We start from the raw sequence: 16,254 nt of genomic DNA, 5'->3' as shown, positions 1-16,254 counted from the left end.
CTGGCGATGATCATTGCGGCGCAATTAATGCAATCAATGTATCTGCACGCCTTGCATAGTCCTAGGAGCTGGATGCAAGCTTGCCTCAGATGCTTCCACACCTACCCATGGTCGGTGACGGAGAGCTCCCAAACAGTTGTCCTGAGTTATATGGACCGATGGAGGGGCGGCGAGAAAATGAGAATGCATGATCTTCAGGAGTGGGGCGGCAAGCTGGTGGAGCTGGCCTGGGAGTTGAACGATCTTGGGGTTGACTCCGTGGTCCGGTTCCCGCCCGGACGGCAGCCGAGTATGGAGATCTTCCTTCCACCCGGACGACCAAGGCCCACGGCCGAGCAGCAAAACCACGTCTCGGCGTTCAGCTGGGAGCGAGGGTGCGAGCACGGCACCCGGACCAGGGCGCGGAAGGTCTGCGAGCGGATCACGCGGAGGACGCGGTGAGGGCGCTGCGGCTACTGGGCCAGGTTGAGGTGCCCGCCCAGGTCGCGGCCGTTCCCCGGGCTCGTCGCTACGTCCGCGACCTGCTGAAAGGGCTCGACCATCCGCACACCGACGACGCGCTGCTGCTCGTCACCGAACTCCTCACCAACGCGATCCGCCACTCCGACTCCGGCCGATGCCCCGATGGCCGGGTCATCATCGCCGTCGCCAACCATCTTGGAACGCTCCACATCGATGTCGTCGACGCCGGATCGGTCGGGCAGCGGCCTCGCCTCTGCGCGGACGTGAGTCCCGAGAGCGGCGGAGGGCGCGGGCTCTGGCTGGTGCAGGAGTTGTCCTCGGCCTGGGGTTGGTACGAGACCCTGGCCGGGCGCGTGGTCTGGTTCCAGCTGAGCGGACAGTGACATTGTGGTCAGCTGGGACTACTCGCCCCGCTGCCTCAGCCCGCACGTCCTCCCCGCCCGCTCCCACTGCGAGGCACTGACCTGGCACCCTCCGCGCGGGGACGGGCAGGCCCGGGTACGCAAGTGGACCTGCGACTGCGGTGGCCTGTTCTACGAGCTGTGCCAGGCGGGCGGGCTGAGGTTCATCCGCCGTACGCGACGGCACCGCTCGATCGAGGAAAGCGACCGCTGGCAGGCCCGGGAGGCGGACGCGATGTGGATCGCCCTGCTGCACGGCCTCGTACGGTAATCCACTGCTGAATTCGCTCCTATCAAATCCACACCCCTCCAAAAGAGCATGACCAATCCCGCTTTCGGAGCAGCCTTGACCCACCTCACCGTCCGTTGGACCCTTGGCTTGCCCTGGTGTCTCGGCTTGGAGGGAATGTCTCGTGCGGAGCGATGTCACGCGGGCTCACTACGATCGCCTCGCTGACAAATATGACGAGAACTGGGCATACAGTCCGGAATTCATTCAATGGATGACCGGAAACATTCTCGACCAGCTGCGGATCACCCCGGATCACCGGGTGCTGGACGTCGGGGGCGGGACCGGCCTGTACGCGCGGGAGCTCGCGGAGCACGCCGAGGTGGTGGTCTGCGCCGACCCCTCCCCCGCGATGCTCGACCAGCTTCCCGCCCATGAGCGTCTGGTCCCGCTGCGCGCCGGGGCCGAGGAGCTCGCGGAGCAGCGCGTACGACCTCCGCACGACGGCTACGACGCGATCCTGCTCAAGGAAGTGATCCACCACGTCGCCGATCCGCCACGGGTTCTCGACGGGCTGGCTCGTCTCCTGCGGCCGGGTGGGCGGATGCTCGTGGTCATGCTGCCGACGAGCATCGACTACCCGCTGTTCGACGCGGCGCTGAGGCTGTTCCGCGAGCGCCAGCCCGATCCCGTCGGCATCGCCGACGCGATGAGCGGCAGCGGACTCGATACGGAGTTCACCTACGACGAGTTCCCGCTCGCTTTCAGCACCGAGCGTTATCTGCGAATGGTCCGAAACCGCTACATGTCACTGCTTTCCAGCTTCGATGATGCAGAGTTGGAAAAGGGCATCGAGGAAATCCGGGGTAGGCATCCGGGTGCCGAGTTACAGTGCCTCGACCGGTTCGCCTTCGTATTCGGGGTGAAAGCGTGAGCAGCGTGGAGCTCGACAGCCGTCTCTACCAGCTCCGCAACGAGCTGGACGACCACTCCCGCGTCGCCCGTCACCTCGGCCTGGACTTCGAGCGGCCGATCAAGTCGCTCGGTGACGGTTACCCCGAGAACGCGATCTCGCTGGTCGGGAAGATCACCGAACGGATCCTCAAACAGCTCTGGCGGCACCACAACGTCCCCGGCGACCCCGGCGGGAAGGCCCTGAGCGAGCTGATCAAGGGGGCTCAGCCGCACATTCGCAGCAGTGGCGTCCTCGACTCGCTGCGCGACATCCAGCGCCTGCGCAACCGGTCGGCCCACGACGGCTACGAGATCGCCGACGAGGACGGGCTGACGGCCGTACGCCGATTGCTGGACGTGCTGGCCTGGTTCGGCAGCACCGGCAGCGGCATCCTGACCGGGGACGTGCCCAAGCTCTCCCCCGAGGTGGCGCTCAAGGCGGAGTTTCTCGCCGGGCTCTACCTGACCCTCGACTACAAGCCGGTCAAGCGCTTCGAGCTGTCGCGCAACACCGTCTACCAGCTCTTCTTCCGCGAACGGGGGCTGCGCAGCGAGTACGTCGAGCTGCTGCTCAGCAGGAACGTCGACGACGTGGCCGCGGTGCTGGAGGCCACCGGCGGTGAGCTGCTGCAGACCCAGCTGCCCAAGCTCACCCGGTTTCTCATCCTGGAGGAGGACGGCGTCCCCGTGGTCCCGAGCCCGCTCGGGGAGGACTATCGGATCGTCACCTACGACCGTTTCATGGACGCCTTCGTCGATCTGGACCGGCATCTGGCGGACGTCTTCGGCGCCTACCCGAAGCTGCTCGACCCGGCGGGCCTCACGATATCCGGTGACCTGCTCACCACGGACGAACGTACCGGCGAGCAGCGGATCTCCCGGATCGGTGCCGCCGACCGGTTGCTGGACGAGGTCGCCTCCTCGGGCGGGAACCTGCTCATCGTCGGCCGTTCGGGAAGCGGCAAGTCGACGCTGCTCAAGCAGCTGGTCGCCGGGTCGGCGACGGCGAGCCGACGCCGTTACCGCTTCTACTTCGACATGAGCCTCAAGGGCCGCGACGAGGAGTTCCGGGAGTTCGTCACGCGCACGCTCGCGCCGTACATGGCCGTCGAGAACTCGTACGTCTTCGACGTCTTCCACTACTTCGCGCGGTCGGGGTCGGTGGCGTGCGCGCTGGACGGCCTCGACGAGGCGGTGCCGTCGATGACCCAGGAGGGGTTCCTGGAGCTGTTCACCGAGCTCGCCCAGGTGCTGTCGGCGGAGTCCGCGGTGGTCACCAGCTCGCGGGTCTCCTTCCTTGAGGACTCCCCGCAGGTGCGACGGCTGCTGGACGGCACCGCGCTGGTGTCGGAGAAGCTCGTCCAGCAGCTCCATGCGCAGGGTGTGAACCCGCTGCGCGTGCCCCGTTTCTCGGCGCTGCGGCTCCAGGACGCTACGGACGCCGGGACGCCCCTCGAACTCCGCCTGGCACGCGAGCTGGAGCTCGACGGCGGCGACGGCCGCCCGCACCTCGTCGATCTCGCCTGGCGGCACATGACGCGGGTGGCGTCCTCGGCCGGTCTCGCCGATGCTCTGCCGTCGATCGTCGAGTACTTCGGTTCGGCCTTCCTGCGTGGCCGTACGACGTTCACGTTCGTCGAGCTCGTCAACGAGCTGGGCATATCGCTCTTCGAGGGAGGGCGGCTGACCTATGGCGCCTTCCGGTTGAAGGAGTTCTTCCGGCCCGTCGACTCGTCCGGGATCGCGTTCGCGCACTCGGCCTACCAGGAGCTGCTGGCGGCCGAACACCTGCGCACACCGTCCGGCCGGGAGTCGGCCGTCGAGGCGGGTCCGCGTCTGACCGAGCAGGTCCGGGAGTTTCTCTACCGGCGTTCCCGCCAGGCGCCGCAAGATCCGGCCGACGACTGCGTCCTGCCCGCGGGCGCGTACCTCGTCGGGCCGAGTCACCACCTGATGCTCCGGCGCGTCGAGCGCCCGGTGCGCTTCGACCGCTTCCCCGTCACGGTCGGCCGCTACAACCGCTTCCTGGAGGCCGTACGAGAGCACGGTTCGCAGCAGTGGGACCACCCGGACAAGCCACCGGAGTTCTCCCACGAGCCGTGGCAGGAACGCCTCAAGGTGCAGGAGTACTTCACCGACCCGGCGTACGAGAACCATCCGGCGATCTGCGTCAACTACTGGAGCGCCCACGCCTTCGCCCGGTTCGAGGGCAAGCGCCTGCCGACCTCCCTGGAGTGGGAGGCCGCCGCGCGGGGTGGCGACGGGCGGTTGTTCCCCTGGGGGGACGACATCGACCTGGGGATCGTCAACTGCGCCGACTCGTGGAGCGGACGGCCTTTGATCACGTACGAGGCGTGGCGGGAGGAACTCGACCGGGGGCGGCTCAGCCAGGCCATGCCCGGACCGGTCGACGCGCATCCGGCGAACGTGTCGCCGTTCGGGGTGCGGGAGATGGCCGGGAACGTCTGGGAGATCACCGGCACGGTGCTGGAGAACCTCAACGAGGTGGTCATCTGCGGCGGCTCCTACGACAACCCGTACCGGGCGTTGCAGGTCTCCTCCAAGGGGTTGTCCCGGCGCCGAGGGTGCAGCAACGCGGTCGGTTTCAGATGCGTCGAGGAGCTCGGATGAGCATCGAGGAAGCCGGGACGGCGAGCGGCCAGCGGTTCGGTCACATCGTCGACCGCATGCCGCTGGGCAGCGGGCACGACGGCCGCCAGGGCACGTACGTGGTCCGCGACATCGAGACCGAGACGCACCACTCCTTCATGTACTCCGACATCGTGACCGAGGGGTTCCGGACGATCCGGACCGGCGAGCGGGTGAGGTTCATGGTCGACCCGGACGACTCGGAACGGGCGCGCTATGTCATCCGACTCGACCTTCCGGACATCGAGGACTACTACCGGTGACCCGACTGGCGAGGCAGGTCGTTGTCGCCGTCTACGAGGCCAGGTTCCCCTCCACCCCCGAGTGGGCACCCGGGCCGCTAATCCTCCAGCATCGGCAGGTGCGCTCCACCGCCGAGGCGCGCGGCGAGTACTACAGCGACAAGGCCGCCCGTGTGCTGTACGGGCGAGACGATCACCCTCGCCGCTGGCACGACCCCGTTCACCGCGTCGTCGGCGATGTCGAGGTCCTGGGTGTCGAGGCGCTACGGGCATCCGACGAGCCGGACGCCTGCGGGCTGGTCGCCATTCACCTGCGGCCTAGGCGAGGGGCACCACTGTCGCTGCTGCGCGGCCTGGCCGGTCGCCGGGACGCGGCGCCCGTCGGCTTCGACCCGCAGTCCCTCGTCGAAGGTCAGGCGAAGATCGAGCCCGGACGCCCGTTCACGGTCTGCTTCGTGACTCCCAGCGGCAGAGGACTTCCTCGCCTCTATCGCCAGCCCAGATACTGGCGCTGGCCCGCGACACACCAGTGGCTGTGGGCCTTGGCCTCGCGTACCACCCTGGCGGACTATCCACCCGACCCCCAGAACCTCGAACCGGCCGACAGCGAGATCATCAGACTCTCCGTCGACTGGCACGCCGCCGTCCTGCGCGACGGCGTGGGCGTGATCGGTGTCCGTAATGATGACGGGGCCGAGGATCGGTTCTTCGGGTACGGGGAGTTGTACGTGCGCTCCATCTATCTGGACGCCCTCATGCTCGGCCTGCTCCAGAACCAGGGGCTCAGACACCTTGAAGAGCACAGTGTGGCCGCGCTCGACTCCCCCCGCCCGGAGGCGATGGCCGAGTTGGAACGGGAGGTGGGCTCCTTCCGGCGCCGCCTGTGGGCTCAGCACCTCACCAGCCACGGCATCCCGAACCGGCTCCTGACCGCCTACCAGCGCCAGCACGGCCTCCGTGAACGCTTCGAGCAGATTCTGACCGAGATCAGCGACGCCAACCGGCTCACCCGCGAAGACGAGACCCGCCACGTCAACAGCGCGGTGGTGGTGTTCACGCTTGTCACCGTCCCGGCCGGAATCGCGCTCGCACTGCTCCAGGTCGTGGAACCGGACGACCCCTGGCTCTACGCCTCCGTCGGCGCGGCCCTCATCGTCTTGACGGCCCTGCTCCTACGCACCCGCTCCGCACGCGTCGCCCTCCGGGCCCTACGCCGCCGCTTCACCGCGTAGGGGAACGCAGGTTGTCAGAGCAGGCCCGCGAGGGCATCCTGATCTCGTACGCGGGCCTCGCCATTTGAAAACGCACAGCGTCTTGATCCTTGGTCCACTGGAGTTCTTCAGCTCACGCCATCGCCCTCTGGCAGCGGTCAGGAACCTCAAGTACGCATGCTTTCCCTGGGGGTTCCTAACCCCAGACAAGCAGTCATAGGGTCAAACCGGGCACTTCTCTGGTGTTGACTTGATTACTTTCCGACATATTGCCAGTTCGCGAACCGTTTCACTCCGGTCTCCGGACCGGTCTCATTGCGGCTTGTCCGTGGTGGGCCGGTCGCGGAGGATGCGGGCGTTTCACTCCGGTCTCCGGACCGGTCTCATTGCGGCCCTCAAGGCCAGGCTCGGCTCGTTGTGGGCGGGGGAGTTTCACTCCGGCCTCTGGGCCGGTCTCATTGCGGCGGCGGAGGGGTGCGCCCCTACGGCTGGGGAGTAGACACGTTTCACTCCGGTCTTCGGCCCGGTCTCATTGCGGGTCCGTCCGGGTCGGCCAGGCCGCCCAAGCCCTCAGCGACCAGCAAGTCCGTCGCGCCCGCCTGTGGTTTCGCGTCGTTCGGCGCGGAGCCTAGACTATAAGCCCCACCTCGTCGGCCGCGTCCATCAGCAGGCTCACCCACCTGCGACGCTGTCGCTCGGTGAGGTGCCTGCCCAGATGCTGGGAAAGCATGTGCGCGTACCCTCCGCGCTCGCGGGTGTAGCGGTCGGGGCCGCCGAAGACCTCCGCCAGCCACAGCGCGACGTGTCGCGGATGGCCCGGGTCCATGTGCGCGAACAGCGGGCCGATCACCTCGTCCTCGCGTACGTGGCCGTAGAACGTCTCGGTCAGCCGCTCGAACGCCGCCGCGCCGCCCGCCCACTCGAACAGCGTCGGCTCGGTCTTCCCGAGCACCCACCCCCAGCACCTCGGCCACCCGATCCGGTGACATGCCCCCTCCAGCAACCGAAGGGCGAAGATCTTCTCCTCGAACGTCGCTCTGCGATCTTTTCTGGCCATTCTCCCGCTTGCGCCTGCCAAAACTCGATCTCTCAGCGCCACTCAACACGTACCAAAACTTATGATCGGCTCAGTATGTCGGAGGCGGTCGCCCGGTCCGGCGCCTTTGCGGCCGCTCCGGCGGGCGACGAGGCGGCCAGGAAGGTCCGGCGGGGAAAGCGTACGCTGCACGTTTTTCAACGGATGACGGAAAAGTGAACTCTCACTGAACTCTCACGACACCAAGATCGACACGGAAGTCGTCCAGCGTGAAATGAGTCCTCCGAATCCGCAACAGGCGTTTTCGGCAAACGGGGCAGAGAATGAACGGATACGAAGTGAAAGCGCAAAAGCTATCGTATGGAGGATGATCCTATGGACCAGGAGGAGATATTCGACCGGTTCTCGGCCATACGAGGAACCGGTACCGCGGCAAACGGCTTGGTCAAAGTGGAGATCAACGGGGTCGGGGAAATGGCCGATCTGCTGATCGAACCGAGAGCGATGCGCCTGGCGTCGGAGGAACTGGCCACGGCCATCAGGCACGCGTTCGGCGAAGCGCGGTCCGCGGTCGACGCGCAGATGGCAGAGGCCATACCAAAGGCCATGGAACAGAGCATGCCCGAGCTCCAAAACACTTTGAAGGACATCACGATGAGTGTACGGGGCGACCTGAGCGAAACACTGGCCGTCGCCAACGAGCTGTCCAGAAAGCTGGACCAGCTGATGCGCCCGACCGCATGAACACATCGCACGGGCACGAGAGTGACCTCGGCAGCGAAATGGCGGCGAACACATGAAAGACATGTTGCGGGTCGTTCCGGAAGGCCGCCTGGCATCGGCCTCCGAGATCTCGGAGGCGGCCGACCGTATCGATCGCGCCGTAGCCCATCTGAGGTACCGGACATCGGGTGGGGGAAAAGGAGAAGGGAGCGACGGTCGCCCCGGAGCCGATTTCGACAGGGAATCGGCCGAACTGGTCGGCCTGGCACTGGACGCCTACGATTCCACCGTGCGTCGCCTTCACGACTTCGCCGTCACGTTGAACGAGAACACCAAGAACTATGGCGCCGCCGAGCAGGCGGGCGTGGACGCGGCGCGCGGTCTGGGTGCGGGGGAGGAACGCTCGTGAGTAAGGCACTCCCGGCCGAGCTGGAGTCGGTCCGCGGTCTGGTTCGCGAAGACGCCCCATGGCCGATGGACGAGACGGAGAGGCTCCAGGCCGCGCGAGACTGGACGGACCTCGCCACCGAGACGCGACGACTCGCCACCGAGGCGGACTCCGCTGTTCGGCGGGTACGGGCGGCCGGCAACTCGGGAGAGGAGGTCGATGCGTTCGAGGGTGCCTGGAACACCGCGGACGGTCCCCGGGAACAACTGGAGAACAATACCGCCGCCGCGGTCCTCGCGGGCGCGGGAAACGTTTTTCTGGTGGTGTACAAGGCCGCCTGGAAGCTTGTCTCCGTATATCTGCTGATAATTTTGCTCGTCTCTATCTACCAAGCGCTCCAACTCGGGCCGGCCATCGGCGCCGCCGTCGCCGCACGGCAAACCGGGAGCGTCCGCAGCGCGCTCCAAGCCGCCCTCCGGAAAATTGAGAGCAATATTCAGGGGAGTGCGATAAAAGCCATCCAGAACGCCCAAGCGATCTTGCGGGCCACCTGGGCGGCACCGGCTACGTACACATCGGTTCCCCTGCTCGTCTCGGTGATCAAAAATGCCTGGGACGTTGATCCGCAAAAAGCGCAAGAAGTCGAAAGGGTGCTGAACGAGACCGAGATCGGCAGGGAGGCACTCGCCTGGGTTCGTGCACACAACGTCCCCATCGCGTACACGGATATGGACAATGCGGGTGAGTACGCGCTGTTCGACTTCATCCGCATCGCGGACAAGGGACTCACTGCCGAGGAAATGGCAGGAACATTCGTTCACGAAGTCAACCATGCGCGTCACCGATACACACCCGACCCCTTGACGATGCAGAAAAATGAATATGTTGGGGCCAGCATCAAGGAGGAGGCCCAAGGCGAAATAAACGCCGCCCGGATGTTCCAGCAACTGGAGGCCGCTCGCGGAACCGAGGTATGGAGTGGCGGTGTCCAGGAGTCATACGAAGAGGCTTACGGCAATGCCGTGCGACAGTCGGAGGTCAGTCGAGAAAGGGACGGTGAACCGGCACCGACAGAAGACGAGAAACGGCAGATCGGCGAGAGTGCCGCCTATCAGCACTTTGTGACGAAACTCTCTGGACCCACGCACGAGTACACCGACCTGTACAGCAAAAGACGCGACGTTTCTCTTGTAGAAGGGATCCTCGACGTGCTTTACAGCTGAGTGGCGTCCGGGGCGGCCCTTCGCGCTTGATCCGCCTCGATTCGTCAGGGGTCAGCCCGTCGTGATCGGTTGCCCTTTTTGTCCCTAGGGTGAGGGCGGCGGTTCTTCCGCGAACGGGGACTGCGCAGCGAGGTTTTCCCCCGGCCTCCGGACCGGTCTCATCGCGGGTCCTTGACCTTGCGGGCTCCGCCGCTGATCGAATCGCCGGTCTCACTCCGGTCTTCAAACCGGCCTCGTCGCGGCTCAGCCTCAGCGATCTGCTCATGAAAGTAGTTCGCCAGGGCTTCGGCGAGTGGGGCGTCGCCGTAGACCTGGGCCGTGCCGAAGGCGACCGCGGTCGCCGACAGGCTCACGCCCAGCGGGAGCGGGCCGGAGCCGACGTCGGCCAGGCCGTTCATCGACCGAGGATCCTGCCGCCGGGAGCATCCGGGTGCCGCTTCTCGCGACGCGTCACCGTGTCGGCGCGGGCACTTTCGCCTCAGGTGCGCATCCGCTCGCCCAGGGCGGTCTCGTAGGCGCGCATCGTCCGTACGATCGTGGCGCGTTCGGCCGGGGTGAGGTCGGACAGGACCTCGGCCCACGTCAGCGCGCTGCCCGCCAGCCACTCGTGGATCGCCTCGGCGTACTCCGGCGCGATCGCGACGACCCGCCGTCGCCGGTCGGCGTCGTCCTCCTCCCGCGTCAGGACACCTCGGCGGGACAGGTCGCCCACCATGAGGCTGACGGTCGTCGGAGCGACCTCCAGTCGCTCCGCCAGCCCGTTCACCGTGAGAGGACCGTCGTACTGCAGGTAGGCGAGCAGCGACAGGTGGCGGGGTGCGAGGTCGAGCGTCCGCAGCGGCTCCGGGACGGGCAGCCGCTTGGCCCGCCCGACGAGCCTGGGCATCAGCAGCAGCATGGACCGCACCGCCTGCTGGGTCGTCATGCCGTCCGCGTCGTTGACCATCTGGCACCTCACCGATTACCTTTATATACAAAGCTAATTTGACGGCAAACGAGAGGTCCACGATGCCACACCTGACCGTGCGAGTCCTGGAACCGCAGCTCGCGGGCAACGAGTCGGCCCTCATCGCCGCGCTGACCGACGCGGTGGTCGCCGTGTACGGCGAGTGGGCGCGCGACGTCGCGGTCATCCATCTCGACGGCGTACCCGCCGGACGGTGGGGCCTGCGCGGCAAGCCGGTCGACGAGGCCCCTCCCGCGATCCTGTTCGGTATCCGCGAGGCGGCGTTCACCCGCCCGGACAGCGGCGAGCTCATCGCCAGGCTCGTACGAACCGTCACCGACGCCACCGCCGACGTCCTCGGAGCGCACCTGCGCGACACCATCGCGGTCGAGCTCGTCGCGACCCCGGCCGGTCGCACCGCGATCGGAGGTGTGATCGTCGACGGCTAGTCCCGTTCTCGCACATCGAGGTGGTCGGACTTCGCCGGTTCGCCGGACGCGTGCTCCACGGCAGCGCCTCGGGAGTTCACGCGAGTCTCGCTCCGATCTCCGGGCCGGTCTCACACGGCCGCCGGTCCGGGACGGGGGCGACGGCCCCGGTGGCGCCGTACCAGGGCGGGCAGCCAGGGAGCGGCGCCGATGACGAGCAGCGACACCAGCAGCGGGGTGCGCCACCAGGGTGAGATGTCCGCCGGTGGCGGGGAGAGGGAGGGCGCCACCCAGGGGCGGGCGGTCTTCGACCAGGCCAGGAACGCGTCGCCGATGGGGAGGAGGCCGAAGGCGTACCGCTTGGTCCAGGGGGTGTCGATCGGCAGGCCGGCCAGTTCGCCGTAGTTCGCCAGTGCCCCGGCGAGCGGGGTGTCGCCGTGGACCTGGGCCGTGCCGAGGGCGACCGCGGTCGCCGACAGGCTCACGCCGAGCGGGAGCGGGCCGGAGTCGACGTCGGCCGGGCCGTCCATGCCGACGGGATACTCGCGTACGGCCGGTCCGAGGCCGAGCGGGGAGACGACGTAGCGGTCACGGAAGCGCCGGTACTGGTCGGCGGCGAAGGCCGGGTCGATCTCGACGAGGAAGCGCTGGCCGAGGCTCTGCGAGCTGCCCCTGGCCACCTCGGCCGGGGCGCCGGTGCCGGGGTCGGCCTCGTGCGGGAGCAGGCCGGTGCGGGGATCGAGCCGTTGGCGTACCGCCTGGAGCCATCGGTCGGCGGTGCCTGCGAACCGGGGAGGCAGCAGCGTGTCGTGCAGCCGCAGCGACGCCATGGCCACGGTCGAGTCGACCGGCCACGCCTGCCCGGGGTAGGCCGCGAGATAGGGCGACGCCGAGGTGTCGAACGCCTTGGCGAGCGCGGCGGAGTCGTCGGCGAACCGGCGCAGCTCGGCCGGGTCGCGTCGCGCGGAGGGTTGCAGGGCGAGCGTCCCGCCGCGCAGCCAGTTGGTCCAGCCACGGTAGAAGACGCCGTACGACGGGGTGAGGTCCGGGCTGAACGGGGCACGGCCAGGCGGCGACTCCAGCCGGGCCAGCGCCCAGCGCGCCTCCCGCAGCGCCACCGACCGCTCGCCGTCCGGTGCGCGCATGCCGAGCTCGACCCAGCTCAGGCCGTACAACGCGTGCAGGAAGAAGTAGCCCTCGGGGAAAAGGCTCTGCGCCTGGTCGCCTGCTCCCCCGTCGAGCGCCGCGCGCAGGAACGTCAGCTGCCGCCGGACCCCGGGCGGCTCGCCGGTCGTGCCCGAGGTGGCGGGTACGACGAGTCGTACCGCGCCCAGCAGCGCGCAGACACTGACCGCGACGGCGACCAGCCGACGTGACCACCGCAGCGCGCGGCGCGCCGGACGCGTTTCCGGGCGCGGTGTCCGGCGAGCTGCGGAGGGCGGCTTGATCATCCGCCGATCCTATTGCCGCCGGAGCCGCCACCGGGCCCCCTCACCGTCACCCCGCTCACCGGGGACACGGCCACGATCACGCTCTGAACGGCGAGTGTGCCTCCGCCCACTTCGCACTTCGCCTGGGCGACGGCGGGCCGGATCAAGTAACGGGCCCAGAGCCGAGCCGCGAAGCGGTCAATCCGTGGATGACCGCCGGTGGTCACGGTATTTCGTCGTCGGCTTCGGGCCTGCCGGTCAGTTTGAAATCGTGGCCCTGCATGACGGGTCCGTGGAAGGTGCCGCCGCTTATCTCGTTCCGTACCTCCCCGCGCGGCGTGGCGGATACGGACGTGGAATCACGGCGGCCGGTGACGAAACCGGCGATCGCCAGCCCCAGCCCAGCCAGCCCGGCGAACATGCCGAGCACACTGGAGAGCTGGTCGGCCTTGTCCAGTCCCACCTGGCTCAAGTAGACGCCCAGCCCGATGGCCGCCGTTAAGGCGAGGGCGCATCCGCCCCATTTTGCGATGCGCGACGACATGTCCACATCATCGCGCGCGGAACCGGGGCGGGAAAGTCATCGCGAATACACGAACAGGACCAAAAAGTCGGGGTTAATCAAAGTTGTGGGCGTCGCCGTACGCGCCGGACAATGACCATTGATGGATTCGATCCAGAACGAGATCAGTGGCGGCGCCTTCTTCGGCACGGTGATTCAGGGGCGGGACATCCGCGTTCTGTTGCCGACCGCCGTCACGCCCGCGCTGTCGGGCCTCCCCCAGGGGACGGACGCGTTCACGGGACGCGCGAACGAGCTGGGCGTCCTGCTGGATCGGCTGCGCTCCGGCGCCGTCACGACGGTCGTATCGGGGCTGGCCGGGGTCGGCAAGACCGCGCTCGCCATCCACGCCGCTCGCCGGATGCTGGACGGCGATTCGTTCCAGGGCGGGGTGCTGTTCGCCGACCTGCACGGCTACGACGAGGTCCGGCGGGTGGCGCCCGCGCGGGTCCTGGACGGGTGGCTGCGGGCCCTCGGCATTCCCGGCGAGCACGTACCGCCCGCGACGCAGGATCGGGAACGGCTCTACCGGTCCGTGCTCACCGCGCTGGCCAAGGAGAACGGTGGCCTGCTCATCCTGGTCGACAACGCCAGGACGGCGGCCGACGTGGTCCCGTTGCTGCCACCGGAGGGAACCGGTTGTGCGATCGTCACCTCCCGTCACTCCCTCGGCCTGCTCGACGCGCGGACCGTCCACCTCGCCGCCCTGGACGAGTCGGACGGCGCGCTCCTGCTGGCGCGGGCACTCGCCGTACTGCGCCCGGAGGACGCCCGGTGCGCGGACCATTTCATGGACGCGCGTCGCGTCGCGGAGCTGTGCGCCGGGTTACCGCTGGCCCTGCGGATCGTCGCGGCGCTGCTCGCCGACGATCCCGGCCGGCCGCTCGCGGCCCTCGCCGATGACCTGGAGCAGGCGCGGCTGGCGGAGCTCGAGTACGGCGAGGCCACGATCAGGGCCGCGTTCGACCTGTCCTTCCTGCACCTGTCCACCGAGCAGGCCGCCGTCTTCACGCTCCTGCCCGTCATCCCCGGGCCGGACACGTCGGCCGAGACGGTCGCCGTGCTCGGCGGGCTCGACCTTCCCGGGGCGCGGCGGGTGCTTGAGAGCCTCGCCAGGGCGCACCTGGTCGACCGGGACGAGGACCGCTGGCGCATGCACGACCTCGTCCGCCTCTACGCCGCCGAGCGCACCGAGGATCCGGGTGAGGCGCTCGCCCTCCTGATGGACCACTACCGATCCACGGTGGACGCGGCCCTCAGCCACCTCGAACCCAGTCTCACCGCCGAGAGCCGCTTCCCCGACCGGGCGTCGGCTCTGTCCTGGATGGATTCCGAACGGGTCAGCCTGCTCGCGGCCGTCCACGCCGTTCCGCCCGAGCTCCTCCAGCAGCTGCCGACCAACCTCGGTACCTACCTCTCGCTGCGCGCGCGCCACCACGACTGGATCGACGTGTGCCTGACCGGTCTGGACGCCACGCGTCTTCTCCGGGACCGCAAGCGCGAGGCGATCGCCCTGAACAACCTGGGGATCGCCTACCGCGAGACGGGTCTGCTCGACGAGGCGCTGGACGCGTACGAGCAGGGCCTCGCGATCACCAGGGAGCGCGGTGACCGGGACACCGAGGCGATCATGCTGACCAACCTCGGTGGCGTGCTGCGACGCCTCGGCCGGGGCGAGGAGGCCATCGCCGCCTGCCGCGAGGCCGCCGAGGTGTTCGAGGCCGCGGGCAACGCGCGCGGGCTGGCGCAGGCACGCGGCAATCTGGGCAGCGTGCTCCGCGACCTCGGACGACGCGAGGAGGCCATCGCCGTGCTGCACGAGGTGGTGACCGACTTCGACGAACTCGACGACCCGGAGAACGCGGGCATCGCCCTGAACAACCTCGCCAACGCCCTGCTCGACGCCGAGCTGCCGGTCGAGGCGGAGAGGTACGCGCGTGACGCGGCGGATCGCCAGCGCAGGGCCGACGCCCGCTACATGGAAACCGAGGCGCTGCTCACCGTCGGGCTGGCCCTGCGGGCGCAGGGCAGACTGCGGGAGGCGGCCGAGGTCCACGAACGGAATCTGGAGCTTCTCGCGGAGTTCGACGACGCGAACCGGGCCGCCCAGGTGGCGGCCCACTACGGCGACACGCAGGCCGCCCTCGGGCGACTGACTGAGGCGTACGAGGGCTATTACGTCGCCTCGCGGCTGTACGAGACGCTGCGGGATCCGTCCAACGAGGCCGCGATGATGGCGAACATCGGGCTGGTCTGGCTCAGGCAGGACCGGCAGGGGGAGGCGGCACGGATCCTGTGGACGGCCGCCGATCGGTTCGGCGCGGTCGGCGACGAGAGTAACGAGGCACGGACACTGGCCATGCTCGGCCCCCTCGAACTCTCCCTCGACCGGCCGGTCGCCGCCATGACCGCCTTCGGGCGAGCGGCGCGGCTGCATCACCGTCTCGGCGACGCGTACGCCGAGGGCTCCGCGCTCGCCACCCTCTCCGCCGTCCAGCAGGCCGACTCCCTCTACGAGACCGCGTCCCTCACCGCCGTCGAGGCGCTGCGGATCTGCCGGGAGACCGGTGACCGTCAGGGCGAACAGATCGCCCTGAACACCCTCGCCCTGGCCCTGAGCATCCTGAAGCGCTACGAGGAGGCCCTCCCCGTCCACCACGAGCAGGTCACCCTGTGCCGCGACCTCGACGACCGACGCCCCCTCGCCGACGCCCTCGTCAACCTCGGCCACACCTTGCGCGAGGCCGGCGGGCACAACGAGTCGAAGACGGCCCTGCGGGAGGCCGCCGACCTCTACCGCGCCCTGGGCGACACCGGCGAGGCCGGAAAGATCGCGAAAGAGTTCAGCGTGACCGGGCGGACGCGCCGCCTCCTGCGCGCCGCCGCCCGGCCGCTGAGGCGCCGCCATGCCCTCTTCAGGGATCTGATGGGCGTGAAATACCTGGAGATGGGGCTGGCCGAGGATGCGATCCGCTGCCACCTCATCAGCGGCGCGATCTGGCGCGCGGTCGGCGACCGCCACATCGAAGGGCTGAGCGTCCTCGATCTCAGTAACGCCTTCTTGGCCATCGGCGAGTACGACGGCGCCGGACGGGCCGCCGAGTACGCCGCCCAGATCTTCCGCTACGACGGCCACGAGTGGCACGAACTCCTCGCCTGTCTCAACCACGCCCGCGCCCACAACGCCGCCCTACGCCCGCGCGATGCCCTCCCGCCGTACGAGCGCGCCCTGTGGCTCGCCCGCGCGCTCGAAGACGCCGAGGCGGAGAGCATCATCGCGGGCGAGTACGACGAAGCCGGCAAGGCGCCGGACCTTCCCGGTGCCGTCGTCTGGACGGTACGGACCGGCGGGGGCGCCTAGCGGGTCATC

At 68.4% G+C, this 16,254-nt stretch carries 17 protein-coding genes; 12 read left to right on the top strand and 5 right to left on the bottom strand.

Translation table 11 applies throughout. From position 1 onward, the window contains the following. The first annotated feature begins 183 nt into the window (after window positions 1–183). The 7 genes from ACW9TB_RS12890 (at window position 184) to ACW9TB_RS12860 (ending at window position 6,169) form a co-directional block, all read left to right on the top strand. The gene (locus ACW9TB_RS12890; protein ID WP_472748210.1) at window positions 184–441 is read left to right on the top strand and encodes a hypothetical protein; all 258 of its coding nucleotides are present in this window, start codon (window positions 184–186) and stop codon (window positions 439–441) included. Then, window positions 438–845 (top strand): ATP-binding protein, encoded by a 408-nt coding sequence (locus ACW9TB_RS12885; protein ID WP_472748209.1) that lies wholly within the window; start codon window positions 438–440, stop codon window positions 843–845. Before ACW9TB_RS12890 ends, ACW9TB_RS12885 begins: the two co-directional genes overlap by 4 nt. Window positions 846–849: 4 nt before the next feature. After that, window positions 850–1,134, top strand: a complete 285-nt coding sequence (locus ACW9TB_RS12880; RefSeq protein WP_472748208.1) for a hypothetical protein — start codon at window positions 850–852, stop codon at window positions 1,132–1,134. Between the two features lie 142 nt (window positions 1,135–1,276). After that, a complete protein-coding gene (locus ACW9TB_RS12875; RefSeq protein WP_472748207.1) occupies window positions 1,277–2,026 on the top strand; it encodes a class I SAM-dependent DNA methyltransferase in 750 nt (249 codons plus the stop codon). After that, window positions 2,023–4,677, top strand: coding sequence for an SUMF1/EgtB/PvdO family nonheme iron enzyme (locus ACW9TB_RS12870; protein ID WP_472748206.1), 2,655 nt, complete (start codon window positions 2,023–2,025; stop codon window positions 4,675–4,677). Before ACW9TB_RS12875 ends, ACW9TB_RS12870 begins: the two co-directional genes overlap by 4 nt. Next, window positions 4,674–4,958: a hypothetical protein gene (locus ACW9TB_RS12865; RefSeq protein WP_472748205.1), complete on the top strand. Its 285-nt coding sequence runs from the start codon at window positions 4,674–4,676 to the stop codon at window positions 4,956–4,958. Before ACW9TB_RS12870 ends, ACW9TB_RS12865 begins: the two co-directional genes overlap by 4 nt. After that, complete coding sequence (locus ACW9TB_RS12860) at window positions 4,955–6,169, top strand: hypothetical protein (RefSeq protein ID WP_472748204.1); 1,215 nt, start codon at window positions 4,955–4,957, stop codon at window positions 6,167–6,169. The genes ACW9TB_RS12865 and ACW9TB_RS12860 overlap by 4 nt, the downstream gene beginning before the upstream one ends. Before the next feature lie 607 nt (window positions 6,170–6,776). Here ACW9TB_RS12860 and ACW9TB_RS12855 read toward each other — a convergent pair. Beyond that, window positions 6,777–7,205 (bottom strand): group II truncated hemoglobin, encoded by a 429-nt coding sequence (locus ACW9TB_RS12855; protein WP_472748203.1) that lies wholly within the window; start codon window positions 7,203–7,205, stop codon window positions 6,777–6,779. Window positions 7,206–7,559: 354 nt separating this feature from the next. Between ACW9TB_RS12855 and ACW9TB_RS12850 the strand changes: the two genes are divergently transcribed. From ACW9TB_RS12850 to ACW9TB_RS12840, 3 genes are read left to right on the top strand one after another with little or no spacing between them, the layout of a single operon-like run. Next, window positions 7,560–7,928 carry a YbaB/EbfC family nucleoid-associated protein gene (locus ACW9TB_RS12850; protein WP_472748202.1) on the top strand — a complete coding sequence of 123 codons (369 nt, stop codon included), beginning with the start codon at window positions 7,560–7,562 and terminating at the stop codon, window positions 7,926–7,928. 52 nt (window positions 7,929–7,980) lie between these two features. Continuing rightward, complete coding sequence (locus ACW9TB_RS12845) at window positions 7,981–8,316, top strand: hypothetical protein (RefSeq protein ID WP_472748201.1); 336 nt, start codon at window positions 7,981–7,983, stop codon at window positions 8,314–8,316. Next, complete coding sequence (locus ACW9TB_RS12840; RefSeq protein WP_472748200.1) at window positions 8,313–9,518, top strand: hypothetical protein; 1,206 nt, start codon at window positions 8,313–8,315, stop codon at window positions 9,516–9,518. The genes ACW9TB_RS12845 and ACW9TB_RS12840 overlap by 4 nt, the downstream gene beginning before the upstream one ends. A gap of 158 nt (window positions 9,519–9,676) precedes the next feature. Here the strand turns inward: ACW9TB_RS12840 and ACW9TB_RS12835 are convergent, their stop codons facing one another. Both ACW9TB_RS12835 and ACW9TB_RS12830 read right to left on the bottom strand, forming a co-directional pair. Next, window positions 9,677–9,916, bottom strand: coding sequence for a hypothetical protein (locus tag ACW9TB_RS12835; protein ID WP_472748199.1), 240 nt, complete (start codon window positions 9,914–9,916; stop codon window positions 9,677–9,679). Between the two features lie 80 nt (window positions 9,917–9,996). Continuing rightward, window positions 9,997–10,464, bottom strand: coding sequence for a MarR family winged helix-turn-helix transcriptional regulator (locus ACW9TB_RS12830; protein ID WP_472748198.1), 468 nt, complete (start codon window positions 10,462–10,464; stop codon window positions 9,997–9,999). A gap of 62 nt (window positions 10,465–10,526) precedes the next feature. Between ACW9TB_RS12830 and ACW9TB_RS12825 the strand changes: the two genes are divergently transcribed. Continuing rightward, entirely contained in the window at window positions 10,527–10,913 is a 387-nt protein-coding gene (locus ACW9TB_RS12825) for a tautomerase family protein (protein WP_472748197.1), read from the top strand. A gap of 110 nt (window positions 10,914–11,023) precedes the next feature. On the opposite strand, the gene ACW9TB_RS12820 is transcribed toward ACW9TB_RS12825, so the two are convergent. Then, on the bottom strand, window positions 11,024–12,343 hold the full coding sequence (locus tag ACW9TB_RS12820; protein WP_472748196.1) for a hypothetical protein: 1,320 nt from the start codon (window positions 12,341–12,343) through the stop codon (window positions 11,024–11,026). 202 nt (window positions 12,344–12,545) lie between these two features. After that, window positions 12,546–12,866 carry a hypothetical protein gene (locus ACW9TB_RS12815; RefSeq protein WP_472748195.1) on the bottom strand — a complete coding sequence of 107 codons (321 nt, stop codon included), beginning with the start codon at window positions 12,864–12,866 and terminating at the stop codon, window positions 12,546–12,548. A 121-nt stretch (window positions 12,867–12,987) separates the two neighbouring features. On the opposite strand from ACW9TB_RS12815, the gene ACW9TB_RS12810 reads away from it, so the two are divergent. Then, window positions 12,988–16,245 carry a tetratricopeptide repeat protein gene (locus ACW9TB_RS12810; RefSeq protein WP_472748194.1) on the top strand — a complete coding sequence of 1,086 codons (3,258 nt, stop codon included), beginning with the start codon at window positions 12,988–12,990 and terminating at the stop codon, window positions 16,243–16,245. Window positions 16,246–16,254 lie beyond the last annotated feature (9 nt).

Source organism: Streptosporangium sp. H13245, assembly GCF_055690525.1.
The sequence above is the reverse complement of the archived record's forward strand: the minus strand, read 5'-3'. Positions and strand labels throughout refer to the sequence as shown.

Coding starts and splice junctions, on each gene's coding strand:
- ACW9TB_RS12815 (WP_472748195.1), bottom strand. CDS start 12,866: ATGTCGTCGCGCATCGCAAAATGGGGCGGATGCGCCCTCGCCTTAACG.
- ACW9TB_RS12810 (WP_472748194.1), top strand. CDS start 12,988: ATGGATTCGATCCAGAACGAGATCAGTGGCGGCGCCTTCTTCGGCACG.
- ACW9TB_RS12825 (WP_472748197.1), top strand. CDS start 10,527: ATGCCACACCTGACCGTGCGAGTCCTGGAACCGCAGCTCGCGGGCAAC.
- ACW9TB_RS12820 (WP_472748196.1), bottom strand. CDS start 12,343: ATGATCAAGCCGCCCTCCGCAGCTCGCCGGACACCGCGCCCGGAAACG.
- ACW9TB_RS12865 (WP_472748205.1), top strand. CDS start 4,674: ATGAGCATCGAGGAAGCCGGGACGGCGAGCGGCCAGCGGTTCGGTCAC.
- ACW9TB_RS12850 (WP_472748202.1), top strand. CDS start 7,560: ATGGACCAGGAGGAGATATTCGACCGGTTCTCGGCCATACGAGGAACC.
- ACW9TB_RS12835 (WP_472748199.1), bottom strand. CDS start 9,916: ATGAACGGCCTGGCCGACGTCGGCTCCGGCCCGCTCCCGCTGGGCGTG.
- ACW9TB_RS12830 (WP_472748198.1), bottom strand. CDS start 10,464: ATGGTCAACGACGCGGACGGCATGACGACCCAGCAGGCGGTGCGGTCC.
- ACW9TB_RS12890 (WP_472748210.1), top strand. CDS start 184: ATGCATGATCTTCAGGAGTGGGGCGGCAAGCTGGTGGAGCTGGCCTGG.
- ACW9TB_RS12855 (WP_472748203.1), bottom strand. CDS start 7,205: ATGGCCAGAAAAGATCGCAGAGCGACGTTCGAGGAGAAGATCTTCGCC.
- ACW9TB_RS12845 (WP_472748201.1), top strand. CDS start 7,981: ATGAAAGACATGTTGCGGGTCGTTCCGGAAGGCCGCCTGGCATCGGCC.